The sequence below is a fragment of the Sphingobacterium sp. R2 genome (assembly GCF_040760075.1).
Classification (GTDB): Bacteria; Bacteroidota; Bacteroidia; order Sphingobacteriales; family Sphingobacteriaceae; genus Sphingobacterium.
Genome location: NZ_CP142884.1, coordinates 698,970 through 723,025, shown reverse-complemented (window position 1 = coordinate 723,025; position 24,056 = coordinate 698,970). Strand labels below are relative to the sequence as shown.

Here is a 24,056-nt window from a genome sequence, read left to right as displayed (position 1 = left end):
TTTAATCATGTATAATTCAATTAAAGAGGAAGCATATCATTGCAATATGCAATTGCCCCAATTGGGCTTAGTGCTTTTTACATTTGGAAATGTGAGTGTGGTGGATCGTCAGCATGGTGTATTTGCTATTAAACCTAGTGGTGTTCCGTATGAAGAACTTTCGCCGGAGCATATGGTAATTGTGGATTTTGACGGCCGAATCGTTGAAGGTGATCTCCGCCCGTCGTCCGATACCAAGACGCATGCGCTGCTCTACAAACACTGGGAAGAGATCGGAGGTATTACCCATACACACTCAACTTACGCCACAGCATGGGCACAAGCGCAGCGGGATATCCCTATTTTTGGTACCACACACGCCGATCACCTGACAAAAGATATTCCATGTGCCCCACCAATGAGCGATGAAATGATTGCAGGGAACTATGAGCATGAAACAGGCTTTCAGATTATCAATCACTTTACTGAGCATGAGCTGGACTATAAAGAAGTGGAAATGATTCTTGTTGGCAACCATGCTCCATTTGCCTGGGGTAAAACTGGAGCAAAATCAGTGTATAACAGCGCGGTGCTCGAACAGGTTGCTAAAATGGCCTGGTTGACAGAACAGATCAATCCTAATGCGCCTCGATTAAAGCCTGCACTGATCAAAAAGCATTATGAACGGAAGCATGGTGCTAATTCCTATTATGGTCAATAATTTTCAGTAATAAAAAATCTATAGAAAAACTACAATTTAACATGAATATCAATTTAAAAGAACTTGAGGTCTGGTTTGTCGTGGGTAGCCAAGACCTGTATGGAGAGGAGACTTTAAGACAAGTTGCTCTACATGCAGAAGAGATAGCCAATTACCTTCATACGCAAAAAGCAATTCCGGTAGGAGTAAAATATAAACCGATCGTAAAAAATACCGATGAGATATATGCGACATTGGCTGCCGCCAATAGTGCGGAAAATTGTATAGGTGTCATCACATGGATGCATACATTTTCCCCAGCAAAAATGTGGATTAGAGGTTTAAAGGCGTTACAAAAACCATTGCTACATCTGCATACGCAGTACAACCAGGACATTCCATGGAGTAGTATCGATATGGATTTTATGAATCTCAATCAGAGCGCACATGGAGATCGCGAGTTTGGACATATCGTCAGCCGGCTAAAGATAGCGCGTAAAGTCGTGACTGGCCATTGGCAAGATGCGGAGGTGCTTGAGCGGATCAATGTTTGGGCTCGCGCGGCAGCTGGGTGGCATGACTGGCAGGGCGCAAAATTTGCACGATTTGGTGACAATATGCGTTATGTGGCGGTTACAGACGGCGATAAAGTGGAAGCGGAGTCGAGATTTGGCTTTTCGGTAAATACTTACGCAATCGGTGATTTAGTAGAGGTTATCAACTCAAGTACAGAAGCAGAAATTGAAGCACTGCTAGCAGAGTACGAATCTTCTTATGAGTTGGCCGAAAATGTAAAAGCTGGCGGAGAGTTTCGTACGAACTTAATCGAGGCTGCTAAAATTGAAATTGGTTTAAGGAAGTTTTTGGAAAAAGGAAACTTTAAAGGTTTCACGGATACTTTTGAGGATTTGCATGGTATGGTGCAACTTCCGGGCTTGGCAGTACAGCGATTAATGGCTGAGGGTTATGGTTTTGCAGGTGAAGGAGATTGGAAGACTCCAGCTTTGGTGCGTGCATGTAAAGTGATGGGGGCAGGATTATCGGGGACCACTGCATTTATGGAAGACTATACTTACCATTTTGATCCACAGAATCCAATGGTACTTGGTTCACATATGTTAGAAGTAGACCCGGCGTTAGCAACCGGAAAACCGCGTATCGAAGTGCATCCGCTAGGAATTGGTGGCAAGGCGGATCCTGCCCGTTTGGTGTTCAACGGTCAGAGCGGGGATGCACTGAATGCTTCGTTGGTCGATATGGGAACGCGCTTTCGTTTGATCGTTAATAAGGTACAAGGTGTTTCCGTGGAAGAGGATTTACCAAAGCTTCCTGTCGCACGCGTATTATGGAAACCGCTTCCTGATATGAAAACAGGTTGCAGCGCCTGGATTTTAGCTGGAGGTGCTCACCATACCGCTTATAGTTTGAGTTTGACGCCTGAATATCTCGAAGATTTTGCGCGTATTGCCGGACTGGAGTATGTTTTGATCGATGAGGACACCACGCTAGCGAAACTCGAAGATCAATTAAAATGGAATGAACTTTATTATTTACTCAGTAAATAATAACTTGAGCCATTTATGTCCTTCTCTCGTGAAGGCATAAGTGGCTTATTTATAATAACCAATTTGGGAAATATGGAAAAATTTGCAACGGTAGATTACATCATCTTTGTAATTTACTTCTTTATCGTAGCTGGCTACGGCTATTGGATTTATCGTAAAAAGACCAATAGTTTGAGCAGTAGCAAGGACTACTTTTTGGCGGAAGGGTCACTTACTTGGTGGGCCATAGGTTCGTCATTGATTGCGTCAAACATCTCGGCTGAACAGTTTATAGGGATGAGCGGTAACGGCTTTGAGGTCGGTATTGCTGTGGCGGCATATGAGCTTATTGCGGCGGTAGCGCTAATTATTGTGGCGGTTTGGTTTATACCGGTCTATTTGAAAAATAAGATTTTCACCATGCCCCAGTTTTTAAATAATCGATACAATGAAACGACAAGTCTTATCATGGCAATTTTCTGGTTGTTTTTATATGTTTTTGTCAACCTGACATCGATTTTGTATTTAGGGGCAATCGCTATTTCAAGTATGGCCGGCGGCGGAGATAGCTTTCATACGATAACAGTCGCCTTAGCTGTATTTGCGGTGATTATTACCCTAGGAGGAATGCGTGTTATTGGTTTTACGGATGTGATTCAGGTTGTTGTATTGATTATTGGTGGTATAGCGACGACCTATGTAGCACTGACGTTAGTCAGCGAACATTTTGGTTTAGGAAAAGATGCCTTAGCTGGATTTAATAAGCTGATGGAAGACTCTCCAGAGCATTTTAACCTTTTTGTTGATAAACCCGGGCCTGGCGCTAGTCAGGAAGATATTAATAAATATCTGATGTTACCTGGAATAGGGATGTACCTTGCCGGGATCTGGATTGTCAACCTAAATTACTGGGGCTGCAATCAATATATTACACAACGCGCTTTGGGAGCAGATTTGAAGACTGCGCGAACAGGAATTCTTTTTGCCGGATTTCTAAAATTGTTTATGCCGATTATCGTTATGCTTCCGGGGATAGCCGCTTATGTGCTATACAAAAATGGGGCGTTACAACACGAAATGGCTCCTGGAGGAGTGTTTCATGCCGATAATGCATATTCAGCAATTTTGGGCTATTTGCCAAATGGTATGAAAGGACTTGCATTAGCTGCCTTAACAGCTGCTATTGTTGCTGGATTAGCAGGAAAAGCAAATAGTATCGCAACAATCTTCACATTGGATATCTTTAAAAAATATATCAATAAAGACGCGAGCGAAGCTAAAATGGTCTGGGTAGGAAAGATAACGATTGTGATCTCTATTCTACTTTCTGTGCTGTTTACATGGAACGATGCGCTGGGCATCGGCGGGGCCGGAGGATTTACATTCATTCAAAAATATACCGGTTTTATTAGTCCTGGGGTTTTTGCGATGTTTTTGTTGGGTATGTTTTGGAAAAGAACCACAGGGGCGGCGGCTATCACTGGACTGATCACTGGATTTGCGTTGTCTATATTCTTCAACGAGTTTGCAACGAAAGTTTTTGGACCAGAGACATGGATCTATACCGCGTATCTGAATAAAGCTGGTGTATATGAAATTCCGTTCCAGATCTGTATGGGATTAGCTTTTGTATTTACTATGATCGCTATGATTGCTGTTAGCTTATTTGGACCAAAGGTTAATCCAAAAGCTTTCGTCTTGGATCGATCGATGTTTAAAGTAGAACCATCCGTATTAGCATTAATTGTCGTGACTTTATTGTTGGTCACTGCTATTTATGTGCGTTTTTGGTAGCATTAATGCTATTTGATTAAATAAATGATTATGAACCATTCCTAATTGAAATTAGGAAGCCTCCATCAAAACGATGGAACAAAACTTAATTGCAGATGAATAAGAAAATTATTATTGGTTTGTTGACCTGTGCTTCATTAGCTTATGGCTGCCAATCTCCGTCAACTCAAAATAAGTCAGCATCGACATTGGCTGATTCTTCTTCCAACCAGGCTTTTGACAGCCAGATTGATGGTAAAGAGGTGAAACTATTCCAGCTTAAGAATGACAAACTTGCCATTACATTGACAAATTATGGCGCACGCTTGGTGAGTTTAAATGTTCCGAATAAGGATGGTCAATTGACAGATGTGATTTTGGGTTATGATTCAGCTAATGAATACAAGGAAAACTATAATAATTTTTATGGGGCTATCGTAGGACGGTATGGTAATCGGATTGGTAAAGCTTCGTTTAAGCTGAATGGCGAGGTGTATTCTTTGGAAAAGAATGATGGAGAAAATTCCCTTCATGGTGGTACAAATGGTGTGTATAATAAAGTGTGGGATGTCGTTAGTAGCACGGCAACATCCATTACATTGGCTTATACTTCACCCGATAAAGAAGCTGGTTATCCGGGGACAGTCAAGATGGAGGTAACTTACACTTTGGACGACAATGGGTTGGCGATAGACTATCAAGCAACAACGGATAAGGAGACCGTATTGAACCTTACCAACCACGCTTACTTTAATCTTAACGGGGCCGGTGATTCTTCAATATTGGATCACGAACTTCAAATTGATGCAAAGGCGATTACAGAAGTTGACGACAGCTTGATTCCAACAGGAAAGAGTTTGCCGGTAGCGGGTACAGCATTTGATTTTAAGATGCCGACACGTATTGGTGCTCGGATTGAGGATGAAAATGCGCAGCTGAAGATCGGAAAGGGCTATGATCATAATTTTGAACTTGATAAGAAAGATGGTTTCCAAAAAGTTGCTCAGGTGTATACAAGCAAGACTGGTATTGCAATGGAAGTTTATACGACCGAACCTGGTTTGCAGTTTTACAGTGGCAATTTTATGAAGGATACAGACCCTAAAGGTAAAGCAGGAAAAGTCTATCCATTCCGTTCGGCATTCTGTTTGGAAACGCAACATTTTCCAGATGCACCGAACCATCCCAATTTTGCATCAACAGTATTAAAGCCGGGCGAGCAATATAGCTCCAAAACGACTTATAAATTTATCGTGAAAAAGTAAAGTCAATATAGGATGAAGCTAAGATTTACATTAGGCGTTGTATTCGCGCTGGTCAATGGGTTACTCCATGGACAGAGTAGTGTTAAATTGCAAACTCCGCAGCAAGAGCAGATTATAAGTCGACATATATATGGTCATTTTGCTGAACATTTGGGCCGCTGCATTTATGATGGATTTTATGTTGGTGAAAAAAATGACTCGATTCCCCACGCTGATGGCGTTCGGAAAGATGTCATCGAAGCCCTCAAAAATTTGAACATCCCCAATCTACGTTGGCCCGGGGGCTGTTTTGCCGATACGTATCATTGGAAAGATGGAGTTGGCCCCAAAGCCCAACGTCCTGCTATGGTTAATAACTGGTGGGGTGGCGTGACAGAAGATAATTCATTCGGAACACATGATTTTCTAAATATGTGTGAATTGCTTGGAGCAGAACCTTATTTAGCTGGTAATGTTGGTAGTGGTGAGGTGCAGGAGCTTGCTGATTGGGTCCAATATGTAAACTTTAAAGGAGAAAGCCCCATGTCAGACTGGAGGCGTAAAAATGGACGGCAGGAACCTTGGAAGGTTAAATTCTGGGGTGTGGGAAATGAAGCTTGGGGCTGTGGTGGAAATATGACTGCCGATTATTATACTGATATCTACCGCAAATACGCTACTTTCATGTCGGATTGGACGAATGGGAGTGGTCTATATCGAATTGCTTCTGGTGCCAATAGTGCAGATTACAATTGGACCGAAACACTCATGAAGAAAATTCCAAGTGGTCTGATGAAAGGTATGGGGTTACATCACTATGCGGTCATCAACTGGGATAAGAAAGGCTCTGCAACGAAATATTCGGAAGAAGAGTATTTCAAAACCATGAAATCTGCTTGGTTTATGAATGAACTAGTAGAGAAGAATATTGCCATCATGGACAAATACGATCCAAAAGGACTTATAGATCTAATCGTAGACGAATGGGGGGGATGGTATGAGGTCGAACCGGGTACAAATCCCGGCTTTCTCTATCAACAGAATACCATGCGTGATGCTATGATTGCTGGTATGACATTGAATATCTTTAATAATCATGCTCGTCGGGTTAAGATGGCCAATTTAGCGCAGGCAGTGAATGTATTACAAGCAGTTATTCTTACGGAAGGGAAGAATATGATTTTGACGCCCACGTACCATGTCATGGAAATGTATAAAGTACATCAGGACGCGAAGTTAATTCCTATAGCGCTGCAATCGACGGATTTTGAATTTAATCAAGAGAAAATCCCTGCAGTTTCGGTTTCAGCTTCACAGGACAAGCAAGGCCGAACACATATTTCCCTTGTAAATATTGACCCAAAAAAGAAAAATAAAGTTCAGGTAGATTTGGGCTCATTGAAAGCTGGAAAAGTGACAGGTAGAATACTTACTGCTGAGCATCTGCGCGATTATAATTCGTTCGACAAACCGACAACCATTACACCTGCCGTATACAACAAGGCGAAGGTTGCTAATGGTATTGTTGAAGTAGATATTCCTGCTTTTTCAGTAATCGTATTGGAATTAACCTAAGATAGTTTTAAACTCATTAATTAAAGATTAATGATCAAATAATTATATAGATGAAGAAAGTTGTATCGTTGATGTTAGCGCTAGCGGGTTTAGGCTTTTCTGCTGCGGCGCAGTCACCAATAGCATTAAATATTCAGTTAGATAAGCCCTCGGGGAAAATATCGCCACATATGTGGGGGGTATTTTTTGAGGATATTAACTTGGGCGCTGATGGGGGGATCTATGCTGAATTGGTGAAGAATAGATCCTTTGAATTTGATGAACCTTGGATGGGTTGGAAGAAGCTCGAAAACGGTGTTGAGGGTACTTATTTGCTGGTGAATGACAGTAAGCGTAAGGGAAATAAACGGTATTTAAGATTAAATAATACAAGCAATCTAAAATTAGGATTGCAAAATGAAGGCTTTAGGGGAATGGGGGTGAAAGCGGGAGAAGCATATGAGTTTTCTTTACAATACCAAAGTACTGCGAAAGGAATGACGATCCACGTTGAGTTGCTTGATCCTCAAAATAAGATAATTGGGGCCGCTGAACTTCCTCTTGATCCCGTCGGATCGTGGTCGGAAGCTGCGGTCAAATTTCCTGTTAACCAAACTACAGACAAGGCTAAATTAAATGTTTGGTTTACAGGTGAGGGCACTTTAGATGTCGATATGTTGTCTTTATTTCCCGTCGACACTTGGAAAGGGAGACGAAAGGGCTTGCGTAAAGACATGGTTCAAATGCTTGCAGATATGAAGCCTGGTTTTATCCGGTTTCCGGGAGGTTGTATTGTGGAAGGTAGAGATTTGGCCAATCGATTTCAATGGAAAAAAACGGTTGGTCCAATTAGTGAACGAGAACTGATTATTAACCGTTGGAATACCGAATTTAAACATCGTTTAACGCCAGATTATTTCCAAACTTTTGGCTTAGGTTTCTTCGAATATTTTTTATTGGCAGAAGATATCGGCGCCACTGCGGTGCCTATTCTTAATTGTGGGATGGCTTGTCAGTATAATACAGGCGAAGTTGTACCATTAGATGAGTTAGATGAGTATGTTCAGGATGCCTTGGATCTGATTGAATTTGCCAACGGCTCCACTGCTACAAAATGGGGTAAATTGCGTGCAGAAATGGGGCATCCCGAACCCTTTCATCTCAAAATGTTAGGCGTTGGAAATGAAAATTGGGGACCTCAATATATTGAACGTCTGGCCATTTTTAAGAAGGCATTGAACGAAAAGCATCCAGAGATCAAAATTATAGCGAGTTCAGGTACTGATCCAGAGGGGGACCGCTTTGATTTCTTAGATGATAAGTTGCGTGCCATGAATATCGATATCATAGATGAACATTATTATCGCCCACCATCCTGGTTTCTTTCAAGTGCGAGCCGTTATGATAATTACAACCGGAACGGCGCAAAGATTTTTGCGGGCGAATACGCTTCACATACGACAAGACCAAATGGTCCTGGAAAAAGTACGTGGGAGGCAGCACTTTCTGAAGCTGCATTCATGACTGGTCTTGAACGAAATGGTGATGTGGTTGAAATGGCATCTTATGCGCCATTGTTTGGTCATGTAGATGGGTGGCAATGGTCGCCGGATCTAATTTGGGTGGATAATCTGCAGGTGTATGGTACACCTAGCTACCAGGTTCAAAAATTGTATGCAACCAACAGGGGTACAGCTATTATTCCGATTATGCGTGATGGTGAATCCGTTGCGGGCAAAGATAGTTTGTATGCATCTGCAGTTTATGACGAGGCTTCAAAGGAATTAATTGTGAAAGTTGTCAATTATAATAGTCAGCCAAAAAAAGTTAATCTTGATGTAGTTTCAAAGAAGAAACTAACGGCTACGGCACATCTTGTCACGCTGGCCAATGCCGACCTAAATGTCAGTAATAGCTTGGAAGAACCATTAAATATCCGTCCAAAGGAAAGTACTGTTGTTTATAATGGGAAAAAACTTGTTAACACTTTGGCACCATATTCCTTTACGCTGATTAGACTGTCTACGAAATAGGCAGCAAAACCCTCTAATCAATCGTTGATAAGTAAAGCTACCGAATCTGTCGATAGATGCAATAAGAAAGCCATCAGTAAACTGATGGCTTTCTTGTTTTCCTTAGGGGTATAGGGATATAAAATTGAACCTTCCGAAAGAGATTATTTAGCAGTTTGCTGTTAATTCGTCCTGTTAACCGAAGAGGTTGCTGGTGAATTTAACTTTGATTCCCAACTGAAAGTTGGTGATCGTTTTAAATATCTCTTTGATGGTTGCTTTTTCGATATTTGTCAGGCTGTCCATCGGTACATAATTGTTTGGACTTAGTTTGGCTATTCTAATCTGATTTGCTTGATTTTTCAGTCGAATCGACATCAGATAATAATAGGATTGATGCAATTCTTCATATTGTTCTTGCGTGAATATTCCTAATTCTAATAGTTGTTTGAGCCTTCCACCAGTGTTTTCTTCATAAATTCGGTTTTTAAGAGCGTATACGCGGACCAAGTCAACAATAGGCGTCATCGCTTTCTTTATATTAAATACTTCGGATGATCCTATAGTTTGGGTTTTTATCGCTTTAAAAAACGTTAGCGGTGGCTCATATTGAAGAGCATTTTTTGCTATAAAGGTAAAAAAGCGATCATTTGGCCGCTGTAATTCAACATTAAGAAAATCTTTAAGCTGATTGATAATATCCTGATCGCCATACAAGCGTCTGCAGTCGAAAAAAGTTGAAAACTTAATCGCGTTCTCAGGGATACTTTCTTCAATCCATTTTTTGTAGTTGTTTTTCCAATGGGATAAGGAGTGTGTCCATTCGGGATTGCTGGCCATATATCCGCCCGTACAGTAGCTAAAACCTATTGTATTTAGATGATCTGACACTTTGGTAGCAAAATTTAAAAAATATTCCCGGACGAGTTCACGTTGTTCGTTTGCCTTATCTTCATAGATAATGGCATTATCCTGATCCGTCATTAATGTTTGCTCTTTTCTCCCTTCACTGCCAGTCACCATAAAGACAAATTTAGCAGGTGGTTCGCCCATTTCTCCAATGACTTTTTCGATTACTTTGAGTGCAATACTGTCTGCTACCGTTGTGATTACCTGATTGGCAATTTCAGCATTTACGCCTCTGCCAAGCAACTGATGGATAATCTCCGGAACGTTGTTCCATTTCTCACGCAATTCATCCAAAGTCTCTGCTAATTTTACCGATTGTATAAATACAAGTGGAGATTGGCCTTGTTCGCTCAACAAACGATTACGACTTAGGAAGCCAACATAGTTCCCGTCTTTTTCTACGAGCAAGTATCTTGATTTTGTCCGGAACATTTTTAATACGGCTTCATAAAGATAAGATTGATCTGAAATGCTAACAATAGGGTTGTCCATGACTTCCATAATTTCGTGGTCGACCGGCACCTGTTGAGCAACTACATTATCACGCAAGGTCATATCGGTTACATAACCAATAATGCTGTTTTCATCTTTTATGAACAGGCAGCTCACCTTTTGGTTCGCCATGGTCTTCGCAACTTCATAGATGGGTGTTTGCGGGGAGCAAGCAACAATATCTTTGTAGGTGATGTGTTCGATCTTTCTTGAGTATAATTGATCTGCAGCAAAATAGCTTTCTTCAAAGGAAGCTGGAGATTTGACAAAATGGGAAAATTCTTCATCCAACATTCTTCTTCCAAAAGAATTAGTGAAAAAATGAAAAAATTCTTCATTAGCGTTACAAAGCTCGATAAAGTTTTTTCTAGGCAACCGATAGATAATTGTACCTTTTTTTGCAATTACGGATTTTAATGCTTTTGTTCTATTCAAAAGGACGGATATTCCGCCAAAACAATAGGGCTTATGGTGAATTTCTACTAATCTTTTGTTGTCTAAATCGTCCAAGAAAAATGTTTCATATTCACCTTCATAGATTAAGTCTACTCCATCCATGTCTGTAATGCTTTGGCGATAAACAAGCGTGTCTTTGGAGAAGCGGTACTCATTGAATAGATTAACAATACTGAGCTGCAGGGATTCGGGCAGCGCCTGAAATGGAGGGGTAGATTTTAGTGTAGAAAGGATAACCTCGGAATTTTTCATTAGGAAAAAATTAAAAGATGTTATGAAATTCTATTTGTTGGTTAAGGATATCTTGATGAGTTAAATCCTTTCGTTTAATCATTTCAAAATAACATTTAGCTGTTATCTCAGCATCCTTTTCGGCATCGTGTAAATGCTCTGGTGGAGACAAGAATAGGGATTCATGTAACAGCGACAGCGGAAGATGTACCATATTTGGATTTCTAACATACCTTTTGCTATGTAAAAGTGTACAAAAATAAGCTATTTCACCAAATGGAAGCGTAAGGTTCGATCGATAGAATTCTGCGGATAATACTTGTAAATCAAAGGAAAGGAAATGTCCAACAAGCTGCGGTTTATATTTTTTGATGTCATGACTGAACTTGCGCAACACATCTTTTTTCTTCTCACCATATTGCCTTAAGAATGGGGGCGTTAACCCATGAATTTGCTCCGATGCCGGACTGATTGGAATGAGTGGTTCGTAGATATATTTGTTGCTCCGTTTGATCTCATTTTGGGCTTCGTCAAAAATGATCCAGGCCAATTGCAGTACATGTGGCCAATTATCGCTTTCTGTGTACCTTTTATTCCATTTTTTCGGTAGGCCGGATGTTTCTGTATCTAGAAATAGCAAATATTTTTTCAATGAATTTGTGTTGAGTATGCTCTAAAATACTAAAATATTCTAGTTAATAATAGAGAAATCTGCATTTGTAAAGCATCTCCTTTGTAAAAAACGAGATACGAATTTTAATGTTTGAAATTTTATATGTAAAATTAACATTTATTAGTGAATTATAAATAACCAATTATGTGCAAAAGACTATTATGCGTGTTTCTTTGTGTCTTTTCAATACTTGCTGAACTTTATGCTGGAAATAAAAGGAGTACCGTTCGTTACACGCTGGAAGGAATTGCAAATCAAGAACGATTTCAATATGCAGTTGACCTGTTACAAAAAGAATTGATTAAATCAAGTGTGACCGACGATCTCGATATTGAGGTAAGTACGGCAGTACAAAGAAAATCTTTACCGGACTCAATCAGGAGTAAATTGATTGAAAAAGAACATTTTGTTCTATTTCGAAAGAGCAAAACAGATCCGATCACCTTGATTGGTACGGATGAATCGGGGGTTTTGTATGGCTGTATGGCGTTGCTGGCAGATAGGCATTGGCTGAACGCTGGGCCATTCTTTTTGGCCGATGGACCAAAAATGGTTATGCGTGGCACAAGCATTGGTCTTCAAAAAACTGCGTATTTGCCGGGGCATGATATTTACGAATATCCTTATACACCTGAATCTTTTCCATGGTTTTATGATAAAAAATTGTGGTTGAAGTATTTGGATATGATGGTTGAAAACAGGTATAATGCTTTGTATTTATGGAATGGGCACCCTTTTTCTTCATTGGTGAAATTAAAAGATTATTCTTATGCGCTTGAAGTAGATGAGACAACATTTGATAAAAACGAAGAGATCTATACTTTTTTGACCAAAGAAGCTAATAAAAGGGGGATTTGGATTATACAGATGTTTTATAACATCATCCTGCCGAAGCCTTTTGCAGATCGTCATGGGTTAAAAACTCAAGAGCGCAATCGCGCTATTACACCGCTAATTTCTGATTACACCCGCAAAAGTATTGCTGCTTTTGTGGCTAAGTATCCAAACGTCGGATTACTAATCACGTTGGGCGAGGCAATGGAGGGAGTCGGTCAAGATGATATTAACTGGTTTACCAATACCATCATTCCGGGAGTACAGGACGGATTACATGCATCAAGTACTCATGATGAGCCACCGATTATTTTAAGAGCCCACGATACTGATGCACCAGCTGTTATGAAAGCTGCATTACCAATTTATAAAAACCTCTATACTATGGCTAAATATAATGGTGAGGCGCTGACCACCTATACGCCAAGAGGGAAGTGGGCCGAGTTACATCGCTCTTTAAGTGCCATTGGTACTGTCCATATTCAGAATGTTCATATTTTAGCCAACTTGGAACCATTTAGATATGGCTCACCTGATTTTATCCAAAAATCGGTCAAAGCCATGCACGAAGTTCATCATTCAAACGGTATTCATATTTACCCCCAGGCATCTTACTGGGACTGGCCATATGCAGCAGACAAGGTAAATAATAGATTGCTTCAGGTAGATCGCGACTGGATGTGGTACAAGGCATGGTCACGATATGCTTGGAATGAAAATCGAGGTTTGTCACAAGAGCAATCTTATTGGTCGAATGAACTTTCCCGATATTATGGCATTCCCGAGAAGGATGCACTGAATTTACTATTGGCTATCGAAGAAATTGGTGAGATATCGCCCAAAATACTTAGGCGATTTGGTATTACAGATGGTAATAGACAGACATCTTCACTCGGAATGCTGATGACGCAATTGATAAATCCTTATCGTTATGGTCTGTTTACTCTTCTTTATGAATCTGAAGCTCCGGAAGGAGAAATGATAATTGATTATGTTGAGAGAGATTACCACAAGGAAGGCCATGTTGGGGAGACACCTCTCCAAGTGTCGGAAGAAATTGTGAAACATGGAGATCGTGCAGCCGCGCTGATTAAGGGGTTAGGAAAACCAATGAAAAATGTTGCAGAATTTAATCGCTGGCTTACTGATATACGAATTCATCAATTGTTGGCCAATCATTATAGCTATAAGGTTAAGGCAGCTATTCAGCTACTTCAATACAAGTATTCCCATGATCTTGGCGCGCTTCGGAAAGCGCTGCCAGATTTGGAGCAAAGTGTGACGGAATATCGAAAACTTACGCAGATCACAAATCAGGCCTATTTATATGCAAATAGCATGCAGACTAAACAACGTAAGATACCTATGCGTGGAGCTGATGCTTCGTTCGTTCACTGGAAAGAGATGCTTCCTGTATTTGAAGCGGAGTTGAATAATTTTAAACATGCGATAGATTCTTTAGCTACAATTTCGGATGTCTATACACAGGCCAAAGCGGTATTAAAGTCAGAAGAGATTACGTTTTTGGATGATCAGCAACTTATTCCATTGAAAAAGGGCGCAAAATTGTATGCAGATCAGGAGTTAGTGGTTACCCATCTGGCCAACGAATTGGAAGGACTGCAAGCGGTACAGATTAATACCGAAAAGCAAAAGATTCAGGGAACACATCTTCGCTTTAAGAATAATAAAGCAGTGAAGATATTGATTGGTTATTTTAATAGTAATGACAAAGTTTTTGCGCCTAAACCTATACTGGAAATTGATGCAAGTGCAAATGATTTTGGTCAAGCAGAGGCAAGAATACGTAATGCTATACGAATACAATACATGCCCATGGTCGATATTCATACCTATTCCTTTCCTCCAGGGGTCAATGAGCTGAAGATTCCAAAAGGAGAGGTGCTTATTTTGGGTATAGTGGATCATGAGGAACTCTCTAATTCATATAATGCAGACGTGGACAATCAAGGAGATGATCTTGACGACTTGTTTGGCTATTATCGTGGAACCAAATTGTAAATACAACCATGTCCTTCAGGATAGTACAGGATAAATAACTTAAACGAAGTGGGTATTTTACGAGAATACCATACATCTACTTCAACTTTTTTGATATTAAATAAGGAATGAAAATTATAAAATCTATTCTTGCGCTTCTTTTCTTTGCGCTATCGTATGTAAAGGCACAGCAAAAATTAGAAGATAAAGTTCATAGCTATGTTCAAGAGTTTAACAAAAATGATAACGAAGCAGTAATCAATAATATTTCGAATAAGGATGCCTATGACTGGATGATGGCTAATATTCCTTTATTTGAATGTCCGGATAAGGACATCGAGCAAACTTATTATTTTCGATGGTGGTCTTACCGAAAACATATCAAATCTAGTCCGGAAGGCACCTTGGTGACCGAATTTATTGAGCCAGTAAAGCATGCTGGAAAATACAATTCAATCAGTTGTGCGCTCGGACACCATTTGTATGAAGGAAGGTGGATTCGTGACAATGCATTTCTAAAAGAATACGTCGACTTTTGGCTTTATCATGCAGACAAGAATCAATCGAAGCCAAGATTTCATCAATTCAGCTCGTGGCTACCTGATGCCTTATTAGCTTATTGTAAAGTTAATCCTGATAATCAATATCTACAAGACCGTCTATTGGATTTGGATTTGGATTTTGAAAAGTGGGAAAAAGAAAGAAAGACTAAAAATGGGCTCTTTTGGCAATTTGACGTTCAAGATGGTATGGAAGAGTCGGTGTCGGGTGGACGTAAGGTTCACAATATGCGTCCGTCAATCAATAGCTATATGTATGGAAACGCTGTAGCGATTGCGAAAATTGCCAAATTGGTGTCTAATCCAAAATTAGAGAGAAAATACAAGTCCTATGCACAGACTTTACGCCAATTGGTATTGGATTCCCTGTGGGACAACGAAGATCAGTTTTTTAAAACAAAGATGGAAAAAGGGGGGCTACACCCCACGCGGGAAGCAATTGGTTTTATCCCATGGTATTTCCATTTACCTCCGGATAGAACAGCTTATGGAAAAGCTTGGCTGCAGCTACCTGATACCGCAGGATTTAATGCACCTTGGGGAACAACTACGGCTGAGCGGCGTGAACCGACATTTCGAACCCGTGGAACTGGACATAGCTGTGAATGGGATGGTGCAATTTGGCCTTTTACAAGTTCACAGACCATCAGGGGGATGGCTAATTATTTAAGCGATTATAAAAGGAATAAAGCAGTTGATGCAAACGATTTATACGAGCAGATCCATAAATATGCCAAATCCCATGTGATGAATGGTAAACCCTACATCGGTGAATATCAAGATGAGAAAACTGGCGAATGGTTGAAGGGAGATCATCCGAGAAGTAAGTTTTATAATCATTCTACATTTGCGGATGTCATTATTCAGGATCTAATTGGAATAAAACCACAGACTAATCCCATTCTTGAGATAAAACCGTTGATTTCGAAAGATCAATGGGACTACTTTTCACTCACCCAGTTAACGTATCACAATAAGAACATTGCTATTTACTGGGATGTCACTGGCGAGAAATATCATAAAGGCAAGGGACTGACCATCTATGTGGACGGTGTAAAGTCAATGCAACAAAAGGATTTAAAAAATTGTAAGATTAACTTAAAGTAATATGATCAGAAAGAGCTATCGTCATGGAATAATAACTGTATTACTCTGTTTATTCATGTTGGGTTTGCAGGCACAAACTTGGCTTAACGTCATGGATTTTGGTGGTCGGAAGGACAGCACCGGAAGTAATACATTGGCTATCAAAAAAGCTATTACAGCAGCGTCCAATAGAGGCGGGGGGACGATTTATTTTCCAGCTGGAAAATACGTTACCGGGCCCATTCATCTTAAAAGTAATATTACGATTTATATCGATGCTGGAGCGGAGTTACATTTTAGCGATAATTTTGATGAGTATTTACCTATGGTTGAATCTCGTTGGGAAGGAACTGTTGTTACAAACTTTTCGCCATTATTTTACGGTAATAATCTAGAGAATATCAGTATCCAAGGACGTGGGCTCATTGACGGACATGGTAAAAAATGGTGGGGCTATTCGGAGGTTGAAGTTAAGAAGCAGACAGAAGATAGCAAATGGCAAAAAGAGTTTAAACGCCTCAATAAAGATGTTTTGGCTCCGGACCTTCCAGGATGGATTGAGAGAGGATTTTTACGCCCGCCTTTTATACAGTTCTTAAACTGTAAAAATGTACAGATCAGAGATATTAAAATTCAAAATTCGCCGTTTTGGACAATTAATCCACAATATTGTGATAACGTTACCGTAGAGGGTGTTACAATAGATAACCCTCCTTCGCCTAATACAGATGGTATCAATCCAGAATCTTGCTCCAATGTTCGCATCGCCAATTGCCACATTAGTGTAGGAGATGATTGCATTACCATAAAATCTGGAAAGGATCGTTCGGGAAGGAAAATCAATATCCCTGCAGAGAATTACACCATTACAAACTGTACGATGCTTCGCGGACATGGTGGGGTAGTTATTGGGAGTGAAATGTCAGGTGGTGTGAAAAATATTGTTATTTCCAATTGTATTTTCGACGGAACAGATCGTGGTATACGTTTAAAAACCGCAAGAGGTAGAGGTGGGATTGTAGAAAATATTCAAGTCTCCAATATTGTCATGCGTGATATTCGAGATCAGGCTATTGTACTCGATATGGAATATGCTAAAAGTGAACCGGGGCCTGTTAGTGAGCGTACGCCTAAATTCAGGAACATCTTTATCAACAATTTATCTGGTACAACAAATCGCATTGGTTATATGCGAGGCTTAGCAGAAATGCCAATTGAAAATGTCGTGTTTTCGGATATTAACATGCAGGGAACCACAGGTTTTTCAGCGCTCAATGTGAATGGATTGACATTGAGTAATGTAAACGTCGCGATCACACAGGGTGCGCTATTATCCGTCAACAACGGTAAAGAACTGAATCTATTGAATATAAAAAACACCACACCGGTGGCTGAAAGATCGCTTATCGAGCTTGAAGATTGTAAATCAGTGAATGTGCAGAGTTGCTTTCCATTGTTAGGTACAGCACTCTTTTTGGATTTAGTCGGATCAGCGAATGAAGCTATCTATGTTCACGGTAATAATCTAGCTCGTGTAAAACAAATACTCCGTGGTAATTATAGAAACGGTCAGTTAACGTCAAATGTAAACCCTTTGGAAGCTAAATAATGCGTTTGTATCTGTATATTTTATTGTCTTTTTTTTCGATATGGCCCTTGGGCTTCGCTTTTGCACAAACACGTGTGTGGTTTGATCATCCTGCCAAACAATGGGAGGAGGCTTTACCTATTGGCAATGGTCGACTCGGAGCCATGGTTTATGGGGGAGTCGAGGAGGAAGAATTGCAGTTTAATGAGGAGACATTATGGACGGATGGGCCACGAAATTATAATAAAAAAGGCGCATCAAAGTATCTTCAAAACATACGGGAGTTGCTTGATCGGGGGCGACAGCAAGAAGCAGAGGCCTTGGCGATGCGAGAATTTATGGGACTCAAAAGTGAATCGGAAGATCCTAGTGCTTGGTTAAAAGAGATTGGACGCATTCGCGAGCAAAAGCATGGGCCTTTTGCGTTCGTTTTTGATGATAGTAAATGGCCAAGTATAGCGGTGCCGCATTATGAAGGTTGGGAGAATCAGGGGCTGGAGGGTTTGGATGGTGCCGTTTGGTTTCGTTATGAATTTCACCTTTCGAAAAATCAGCTGTCAGAGCTCTGGTCGTTGGATTTAAATAAAATCCGAACTAACGATTACACCTATATTAATGGTAAGCTCGTGGGTCAGTCGGTGGGAGATGATACCAGAAGATTGTATCAAATACCTAAAGAGCTACTGAAAGAAGGGAGGAATAGTATTGCAATTCAGGTAATCAATTTAGAAGGAAAAGGAGGTGTAGCTGGATATAAGGATACAAATCAGTCAATAGGATTAAAAAGTTCCACCGGAAAACTAATCTCCCTAAATGGAGCGTGGAAATACTTTATTCAAGATTCAAACAGTCCCAAAATAGGCAGTTATCAGGCATCCTATCAGCCTTTTGGTTCATTAAATTTAAAATTCGATCACAAACGGGCCGAACGCTATAATCGCGTGCTTGATTTGAATAAAGGAGAAGTCCGGGTTAATTATGTTTTCAAGGGAGTACAATACACAAGAACCTATTTTGCGAGCCAGCCTAACAATTTTATCGGTGTACGACTGCAGGCTGATCAGAAGAAAAAAGTTAGTTTTAGACTTGCTCTAAAGACCAAACACCAGCGTGCCAAACTTGATCACATGATGGACTCATCCATCGGCATGGAAGTATGGGTCAAAAATGGTTCGATGCGAGGGACAGCCTTTGTCAAGCTCAAATTGAAAGGTGGTCGGGTATTTTATGAGGGTAATTATCTTGTTGTAAAACAGGCCGATGAGGTCCAGATTTATCTAACTGCATCAACCAATTTTAGATCTTATCGAGAACTGAACGACCAGTATGCTGCTAGTGCATTAGATAGATCCAAAAATTTATGGAAGTCGGACTTTGATAAATTGTATCAAATTCATCAAAAAGATTACCAGAATTTGTACTATCGTTTTGCAATAGAACTTGGCGATAGTAGCCAGCTCGATACTATTCCAACAGCTAGAAGATTAAAAAGGGCGGTAATGCTGGATGATCCTGGACTGCTCGCGCTTTATGTGCAATACGCCCGCTATCTTCAAATTGCTGCTTCTCGACCAGGTAGCCAACCTATGAATCTTCAGGGCATTTGGAATTCATCCTTAGAGCCATCATGGGGGAGCAAATATACAACCAACATCAATCTGGAGATGAACTACTGGCCGACGGAAGCATTGAGTCTTTCTGAGCTGCAGCAACCCTTATTTCAGATGATTCGAGACCTTCACGTAGCGGGTGCAGAAACGGCCAAAGAATATTACGCCGCTCGGGGGTGGGTTTTACATCATAATACAGACATATGGCGGGGTACAGCTCCCATTAATAATTCCAACCATGGTATATGGCCCACAGGTGGAGCTTGGTTGGTGCGACATCTTTGGGAACATTATCTTTACACACAAGATTTACACTTTTTAAAAGAATATTATCCAATTATTAAGGATGCTACCTTATTTTTTAAGGATTTTCTTGTCAAGGACAAAGTAACGGGATGGTTGGTCAGCTCGCCTTCAAACTCACCCGAGAATGGAGGGTTGGTCAAGGGGCCTACTATGGATCATCAGATTATTCGCTCCTTATTTGATATTTTCAACCAAAGCTCCAAGATACTGGATAGCGATAATCTTTTACGGGATTCGATTAGCGACATGCAGAATCAGATTGCACCTAACCAAATCGGGCAATATGGACAACTGCAGGAGTGGTTGGTAGATATGGACGATCCGCAGAATAAACATCGACATGTATCCCATTTGTGGGGTTTATTCCCAGGAAATGAAATCAATCTGATGGGTACACCACAGCTGGTTGAAGCTGCAAAGCGCTCGTTGGTGTTACGGGGAGATGAAGGGACAGGTTGGAGCTTAGCATGGAAAATTAATTTTTGGGCGAGATTAAAAGACGCTCAGCATGCTTATCACATGGTAAAAATGCTATTGCGGCCGGCGGATAATGGAGGTGGTTCTTATCCAAACCTATTTGATGCCCATCCACCGTTTCAAATCGATGGGAATTTCGGTGGGGCATCGGGAATTGTGGAGATGTTGCTTCAGAGCCACACGGATGGAATTGAGCTATTACCGGCATTACCGTCGGAAATCGGAACAGGAAAAGTCCAAGGAATTAAAGCGCGAGGGGCATTTCAGATCAATATGGAGTGGAAAGACAGTCAGTTGTTAGGGGTTACCGTTGAATCGCTTTCAGGAGAAGACCTCCATTTGCGTTATCAGAACCATGAAGTAAAGATTCAAACAAAGAAAGGCAAATCTTATGCTTTTGGTAGGGAATTGATTTTAAAGAACTAATGAAGAACAGGTTGATGTTGATAAGAAGACTCTTTTGCTGTATATGTATCTCAGTGTTTGGGCTATTTTCTTTTGGTCAGAACGTTCGTAAAAAAGTAACATTGGATGCTGACTGGATGACGATAATGGATCAAAAAGATTCCGCGAGATATAATGGATTTCACCAAGCTTCTTTTAAGACAGACGATAACTGGCGGAAAGTCGATGTTCCTCATAATTGGGATAGCTACGAAGGTTATCGTAGATTGTTACATGGCAATTTACATGGTTACTCCTGGTATCGGAAAAATTTCTCGCTCAAACAGCAAAGAAAAAAGAATAGGTTCTATTTATTCTTCGAGGGAGTAGGTTCCTATGCTACAGTTTGGTTAAATGGTGTTCGGGTAGGATATCACGCGGGTGGAAGAACCACATTTACATTGGATGTTACTGATGCGATTAAGTTGGACGGGAGTCCTAATTTGCTAGCTGTTCGGGCAGACCATCCAGCTCATATCATGGATCTTCCTTGGGTGGATGGCGGATGTTCTACTGAGCGTGGATTTTCAGAAGGATCACAGCCTATGGGAGTTTTTCGACCTGTGAGTTTGTTAATTAAAAATGAAGTCTCTATTACGCCTTTTGGCGAGCATTACTGGAACGATGAGACTGCCGATCATCGAAAAGCGATCGTACATCAAGTTGTAGAAGTGAGTAATAAAAGTCAGAGAAATAAAGATGTGGAGATTGTAACCGAAGTGTTGGATCAAAAAGGGATATCAATTCTTCAATCTACATCGAAAGATCAGATAAAAGTAAACACAACAAAGGAAATTCGGCTGAAAGATCTGGTTTTGGCCAATCCACAATTATGGTCTGTGGATTCACCCTACCTATATCGCATAAAAATGCAGATCAAGATAGGTCGGAAGATCGTCGACGAAATAGAAACACCTTACGGAATTCGGTCTGTTCGCTGGTCAAAAGGTTTAAAGCCCTCTGGCGACCCACGTCTCTTGGTTAATGGAAAGCCTATATTTATTAATGGCATTGCGGAGTATGAACATAAATTGGGGCAATCACATGCCTTTGATAAAGAGGAGATTGATGCCCGGATTAGACAAATTAGAACGCTCGGATTCAATTCATTTCGTGATGCACATCAACCCCATAACCTGCGCTATCAACACGCATGGGATCGTCATGGTATTTTATTGTGGACACAGCTTGCCGCCCATATCTGGTTTGACACACCGGCATTTCGAGAAAATTTCAAAAAATTGTTAACAGAATGGGTGCGAGAACGTAGAAATAGCCCTTCAGTAATTTTGTGGGGCCTTGAAAATGAGAGCACACTACCGGAAGATTTTGCACGTGAATGTACTGCGTTGATTCGCAAATTAGATCCAACAGCATCTATACAACGTTTAGTAACCACATGTAATGGCGGTAGTGGGACTGATTGGGACGTACCGCAAAATTGGACGGGTACTTATGGGGGAGATCAAAAAACCTATGGCGACGATCTAAAAAAGCAACAGCTCGTGGGTGAATATGGTGCTTGGCGCAGTCTGGGTATGCATGCCGAACCTCCCTATCTACCCAACGAAAATAATTACAATGAAGAACGTTTTGCTGATATTTTACAGACCAAGGTACGTTTGGCAGAGTCGGTGAAAGATAGCGCTGTAGGCCATTATCTATGGCTTTGGAACTCACATGATAATCCTGGCCGTATCCAGGGGGGAGAGGGAAATCGTGAGATTGATCGGATTGGACCGGTTAATTATAAAGGGTTGTTGACACCCTGGGGGGAACCCACAGATGCTTATTATATGTATTTATCGCATTATGGTAAGAAAGAGCAGCCTATGGTGTACATCGCCATGCATTCTTGGCCGAATCGTTGGTTGACCCCTGGGATAAAAGATAATATTCGTATTTTTTCGAATTGTGATGAAGTAGAACTTTTCAACGATCTCGGTTCGTTATCGCTTGGAAAAAAGCAACATCCAGGGTTTGGACAGCATATTGAATTTGATGGCGTCAAGGTAAATTACAATGTACTTTATGCTGAAGGACGAAATGCTGGAAAAGTGGTTTCCCGTGATACCATTATATTACAAAACTTTCCTGAAAGTCCACATTTTGCTGCCTTGCAGCAGCAATCCAAGATTTTAAAACCAGATCAGGGATATCATTATATCTATCGCGTGAATTGTGGCGGAGATACTTATATCGATGAATATGGGGGATACTGGCAGGCTGACCAGCCTTATAGGCCCATGCTCGCCTGGGGAAGTAGGTCTTGGGCGGACAATTTCGATGGGATGAGCACGAATTTTGCCAGTCAACGAACAATTTTTGATCCTATCAAAGGAACAAAGGACTGGCCTCTTTTTCAGACATTCCGCTACGGGCTTGATAACTTGGGGTATCAATTTGACTTACCGAATGGAGATTATTTCGTCGAACTGTATTTTGCCGAACCCTGGTACGGGAAGTTTTCATTGGGAAAAGGCGATCGTGTTTTTGATATTGCCATTAATGGTCAAGTTGTGGAACATCAGTTTGATATTTATAAAAATGCTGGGTTCCAGCAGGCCTTAAAAAAAGCTATCCTATTAAAGTCATGAATGGAAAGATTGTTATTAATTTTCCACGTATTTATGCTGGTCAGGCGGTGATACAGGCCATTGCTATTGCATCAAAAGAAAACAGGAAAACCTTATCGCTTGATCAAAAGCATTATAATCTTGAATTAGGGAATCAAGATATTAAGCTCCACAGCTGGTTGGATATAGGTAGCTGCCTGAAAAGGGAAGGGATTATTGAAACAACATTTTTCTCCTTACCATCTTCCTTGTTTGGTTCAGATTATTTTGAGCTTGATAGCAATAGAACCTATCGCCTACACTTTAAAGAGCCTACCAATGTTTTCTTATTGGGGAGTAATCAGCCTGATGATTTTGAACAGACCAAAAACAGTGTGCAATTGAATACAGGGAAATATCTGGCCGTATTCCGTAAGGTATTGCAGGCAGGGGAAGAGCTTTCCATAACGACCAAGACGCAAGGGGAAATTCTGGTATTTCAGCAGCAAAGTGGGATGCTGCCCGTGTATGACCTTAAAGAGGTGAAAAACTATAAGGCCTATCAAAGTAGCTGGCGCGATGGTGTTTCCGAAATCGAGTTTGCAGGACAAAAGCGTGTGGCATTCAGCAAAAATGAAGGTTATATCGGTTGGCAGTTTCAGGTTGGCGCGGCAGATGTGTATGCGTTATCGATTAAGTACCATAATCCATTTAAGGAAGCACGTCGTGGTTATTATGAAATTTTGGACAAAAATAAGCATGTGCTAGTGCCTAAAACTCCAATACAATTGGAGCCTACACGTGTAGGCAAATGGAATTATATCAATACTGATACAAAGACAATGATTAATGCGGGCACCTATTTTGTTAAGCTGTACTCTTCTGATTTAGAGGGTGTTATTATTGACAATTTAGAGGTTAAATAGCGTAAATGTCAGCATAGTGCATGACGGTTGTCAATAAAATTTTCAGTTATATTGAAGACTCAAAAATTCTTTATATCATTTTGAAGTTTGTTTGAGAATTTA

Annotated in this window: 14 protein-coding genes; 12 read left to right on the top strand and 2 right to left on the bottom strand. The window is 40.6% G+C overall.

Annotated elements, in window-relative coordinates; translation table 11 throughout:
* The first annotated feature begins 7 nt into the window (after positions 1-7).
* From VXM68_RS03005 to VXM68_RS02980, 6 genes are all read left to right on the top strand, one after another.
* Complete coding sequence (locus tag VXM68_RS03005) at positions 8-700, top strand: L-ribulose-5-phosphate 4-epimerase (RefSeq protein WP_293956997.1); 693 nt, start codon at positions 8-10, stop codon at positions 698-700.
* Between the two features lie 41 nt (positions 701-741).
* Positions 742-2,244: an L-arabinose isomerase gene (gene araA / locus VXM68_RS03000; RefSeq protein ID WP_293956995.1), complete on the top strand. Its 1,503-nt coding sequence runs from the start codon at positions 742-744 to the stop codon at positions 2,242-2,244.
* Positions 2,245-2,316: 72 nt separating this feature from the next.
* Complete coding sequence (locus VXM68_RS02995) at positions 2,317-4,017, top strand: sodium/solute symporter (RefSeq protein WP_293956994.1); 1,701 nt, start codon at positions 2,317-2,319, stop codon at positions 4,015-4,017.
* 95 nt (positions 4,018-4,112) lie between these two features.
* Complete coding sequence (locus VXM68_RS02990; protein ID WP_367210423.1) at positions 4,113-5,261, top strand: aldose epimerase family protein; 1,149 nt, start codon at positions 4,113-4,115, stop codon at positions 5,259-5,261.
* 12 nt (positions 5,262-5,273) lie between these two features.
* Positions 5,274-6,815, top strand: a complete 1,542-nt coding sequence (locus VXM68_RS02985) for an alpha-L-arabinofuranosidase C-terminal domain-containing protein (protein ID WP_294185373.1) — start codon at positions 5,274-5,276, stop codon at positions 6,813-6,815.
* 50 nt (positions 6,816-6,865) lie between these two features.
* Complete coding sequence (locus tag VXM68_RS02980; protein ID WP_312330144.1) at positions 6,866-8,827, top strand: alpha-L-arabinofuranosidase C-terminal domain-containing protein; 1,962 nt, start codon at positions 6,866-6,868, stop codon at positions 8,825-8,827.
* 174 nt (positions 8,828-9,001) lie between these two features.
* Here the strand turns inward: VXM68_RS02980 and VXM68_RS02975 are convergent, their stop codons facing one another.
* Both VXM68_RS02975 and VXM68_RS02970 read right to left on the bottom strand, forming a co-directional pair.
* Positions 9,002-10,915: a DUF294 nucleotidyltransferase-like domain-containing protein gene (locus VXM68_RS02975; RefSeq protein WP_294348177.1), complete on the bottom strand. Its 1,914-nt coding sequence runs from the start codon at positions 10,913-10,915 to the stop codon at positions 9,002-9,004.
* Positions 10,916-10,925: 10 nt separating this feature from the next.
* Positions 10,926-11,546, bottom strand: coding sequence for an exonuclease domain-containing protein (locus VXM68_RS02970; protein ID WP_367210422.1), 621 nt, complete (start codon positions 11,544-11,546; stop codon positions 10,926-10,928).
* Positions 11,547-11,711: 165 nt separating this feature from the next.
* Between VXM68_RS02970 and VXM68_RS02965 the strand changes: the two genes are divergently transcribed.
* The 6 genes from VXM68_RS02965 to VXM68_RS02940 all read left to right on the top strand — a co-directional run bounded on the left by VXM68_RS02965 (position 11,712) and on the right by VXM68_RS02940 (position 23,954).
* Positions 11,712-14,423 (top strand): hypothetical protein, encoded by a 2,712-nt coding sequence (locus tag VXM68_RS02965; RefSeq protein ID WP_367210421.1) that lies wholly within the window; start codon positions 11,712-11,714, stop codon positions 14,421-14,423.
* Positions 14,424-14,530: 107 nt separating this feature from the next.
* Positions 14,531-16,069 carry a glycoside hydrolase gene (locus VXM68_RS02960; RefSeq protein ID WP_367210420.1) on the top strand — a complete coding sequence of 513 codons (1,539 nt, stop codon included), beginning with the start codon at positions 14,531-14,533 and terminating at the stop codon, positions 16,067-16,069.
* A gap of 1 nt (position 16,070) precedes the next feature.
* A complete protein-coding gene (locus tag VXM68_RS02955) occupies positions 16,071-17,657 on the top strand; it encodes a glycoside hydrolase family 28 protein (RefSeq protein WP_367210419.1) in 1,587 nt (528 codons plus the stop codon).
* Positions 17,657-20,455, top strand: coding sequence for a glycoside hydrolase N-terminal domain-containing protein (locus VXM68_RS02950; protein WP_367210418.1), 2,799 nt, complete (start codon positions 17,657-17,659; stop codon positions 20,453-20,455). Before VXM68_RS02955 ends, VXM68_RS02950 begins: the two co-directional genes overlap by 1 nt.
* A gap of 53 nt (positions 20,456-20,508) precedes the next feature.
* Positions 20,509-23,070 (top strand): malectin domain-containing carbohydrate-binding protein, encoded by a 2,562-nt coding sequence (locus VXM68_RS02945; RefSeq protein ID WP_367210417.1) that lies wholly within the window; start codon positions 20,509-20,511, stop codon positions 23,068-23,070.
* Positions 23,067-23,954, top strand: a complete 888-nt coding sequence (locus VXM68_RS02940; protein ID WP_367210416.1) for a hypothetical protein — start codon at positions 23,067-23,069, stop codon at positions 23,952-23,954. The genes VXM68_RS02945 and VXM68_RS02940 overlap by 4 nt, the downstream gene beginning before the upstream one ends.
* Positions 23,955-24,056: the final 102 nt, after the last annotated feature.

What these genes read in the sequence shown, in the direction of transcription:
- VXM68_RS02950 (WP_367210418.1), top strand. Translation starts at nt 17,657, where the DNA reads ATGCGTTTGTATCTGTATATTTTATTGTCTTTTTTTTCGATATGGCCC.
- VXM68_RS02995 (WP_293956994.1), top strand. Translation starts at nt 2,317, where the DNA reads ATGGAAAAATTTGCAACGGTAGATTACATCATCTTTGTAATTTACTTC.
- VXM68_RS02965 (WP_367210421.1), top strand. Translation starts at nt 11,712, where the DNA reads ATGTGCAAAAGACTATTATGCGTGTTTCTTTGTGTCTTTTCAATACTT.
- VXM68_RS02975 (WP_294348177.1), bottom strand. Translation starts at nt 10,915, where the DNA reads ATGAAAAATTCCGAGGTTATCCTTTCTACACTAAAATCTACCCCTCCA.
- VXM68_RS02940 (WP_367210416.1), top strand. Translation starts at nt 23,067, where the DNA reads ATGAATGGAAAGATTGTTATTAATTTTCCACGTATTTATGCTGGTCAG.
- VXM68_RS02980 (WP_312330144.1), top strand. Translation starts at nt 6,866, where the DNA reads ATGAAGAAAGTTGTATCGTTGATGTTAGCGCTAGCGGGTTTAGGCTTT.
- VXM68_RS02960 (WP_367210420.1), top strand. Translation starts at nt 14,531, where the DNA reads ATGAAAATTATAAAATCTATTCTTGCGCTTCTTTTCTTTGCGCTATCG.
- araA (WP_293956995.1), top strand. Translation starts at nt 742, where the DNA reads ATGAATATCAATTTAAAAGAACTTGAGGTCTGGTTTGTCGTGGGTAGC.
- VXM68_RS02955 (WP_367210419.1), top strand. Translation starts at nt 16,071, where the DNA reads ATGATCAGAAAGAGCTATCGTCATGGAATAATAACTGTATTACTCTGT.
- VXM68_RS02990 (WP_367210423.1), top strand. Translation starts at nt 4,113, where the DNA reads ATGAATAAGAAAATTATTATTGGTTTGTTGACCTGTGCTTCATTAGCT.
- VXM68_RS02985 (WP_294185373.1), top strand. Translation starts at nt 5,274, where the DNA reads ATGAAGCTAAGATTTACATTAGGCGTTGTATTCGCGCTGGTCAATGGG.
- VXM68_RS03005 (WP_293956997.1), top strand. Translation starts at nt 8, where the DNA reads ATGTATAATTCAATTAAAGAGGAAGCATATCATTGCAATATGCAATTG.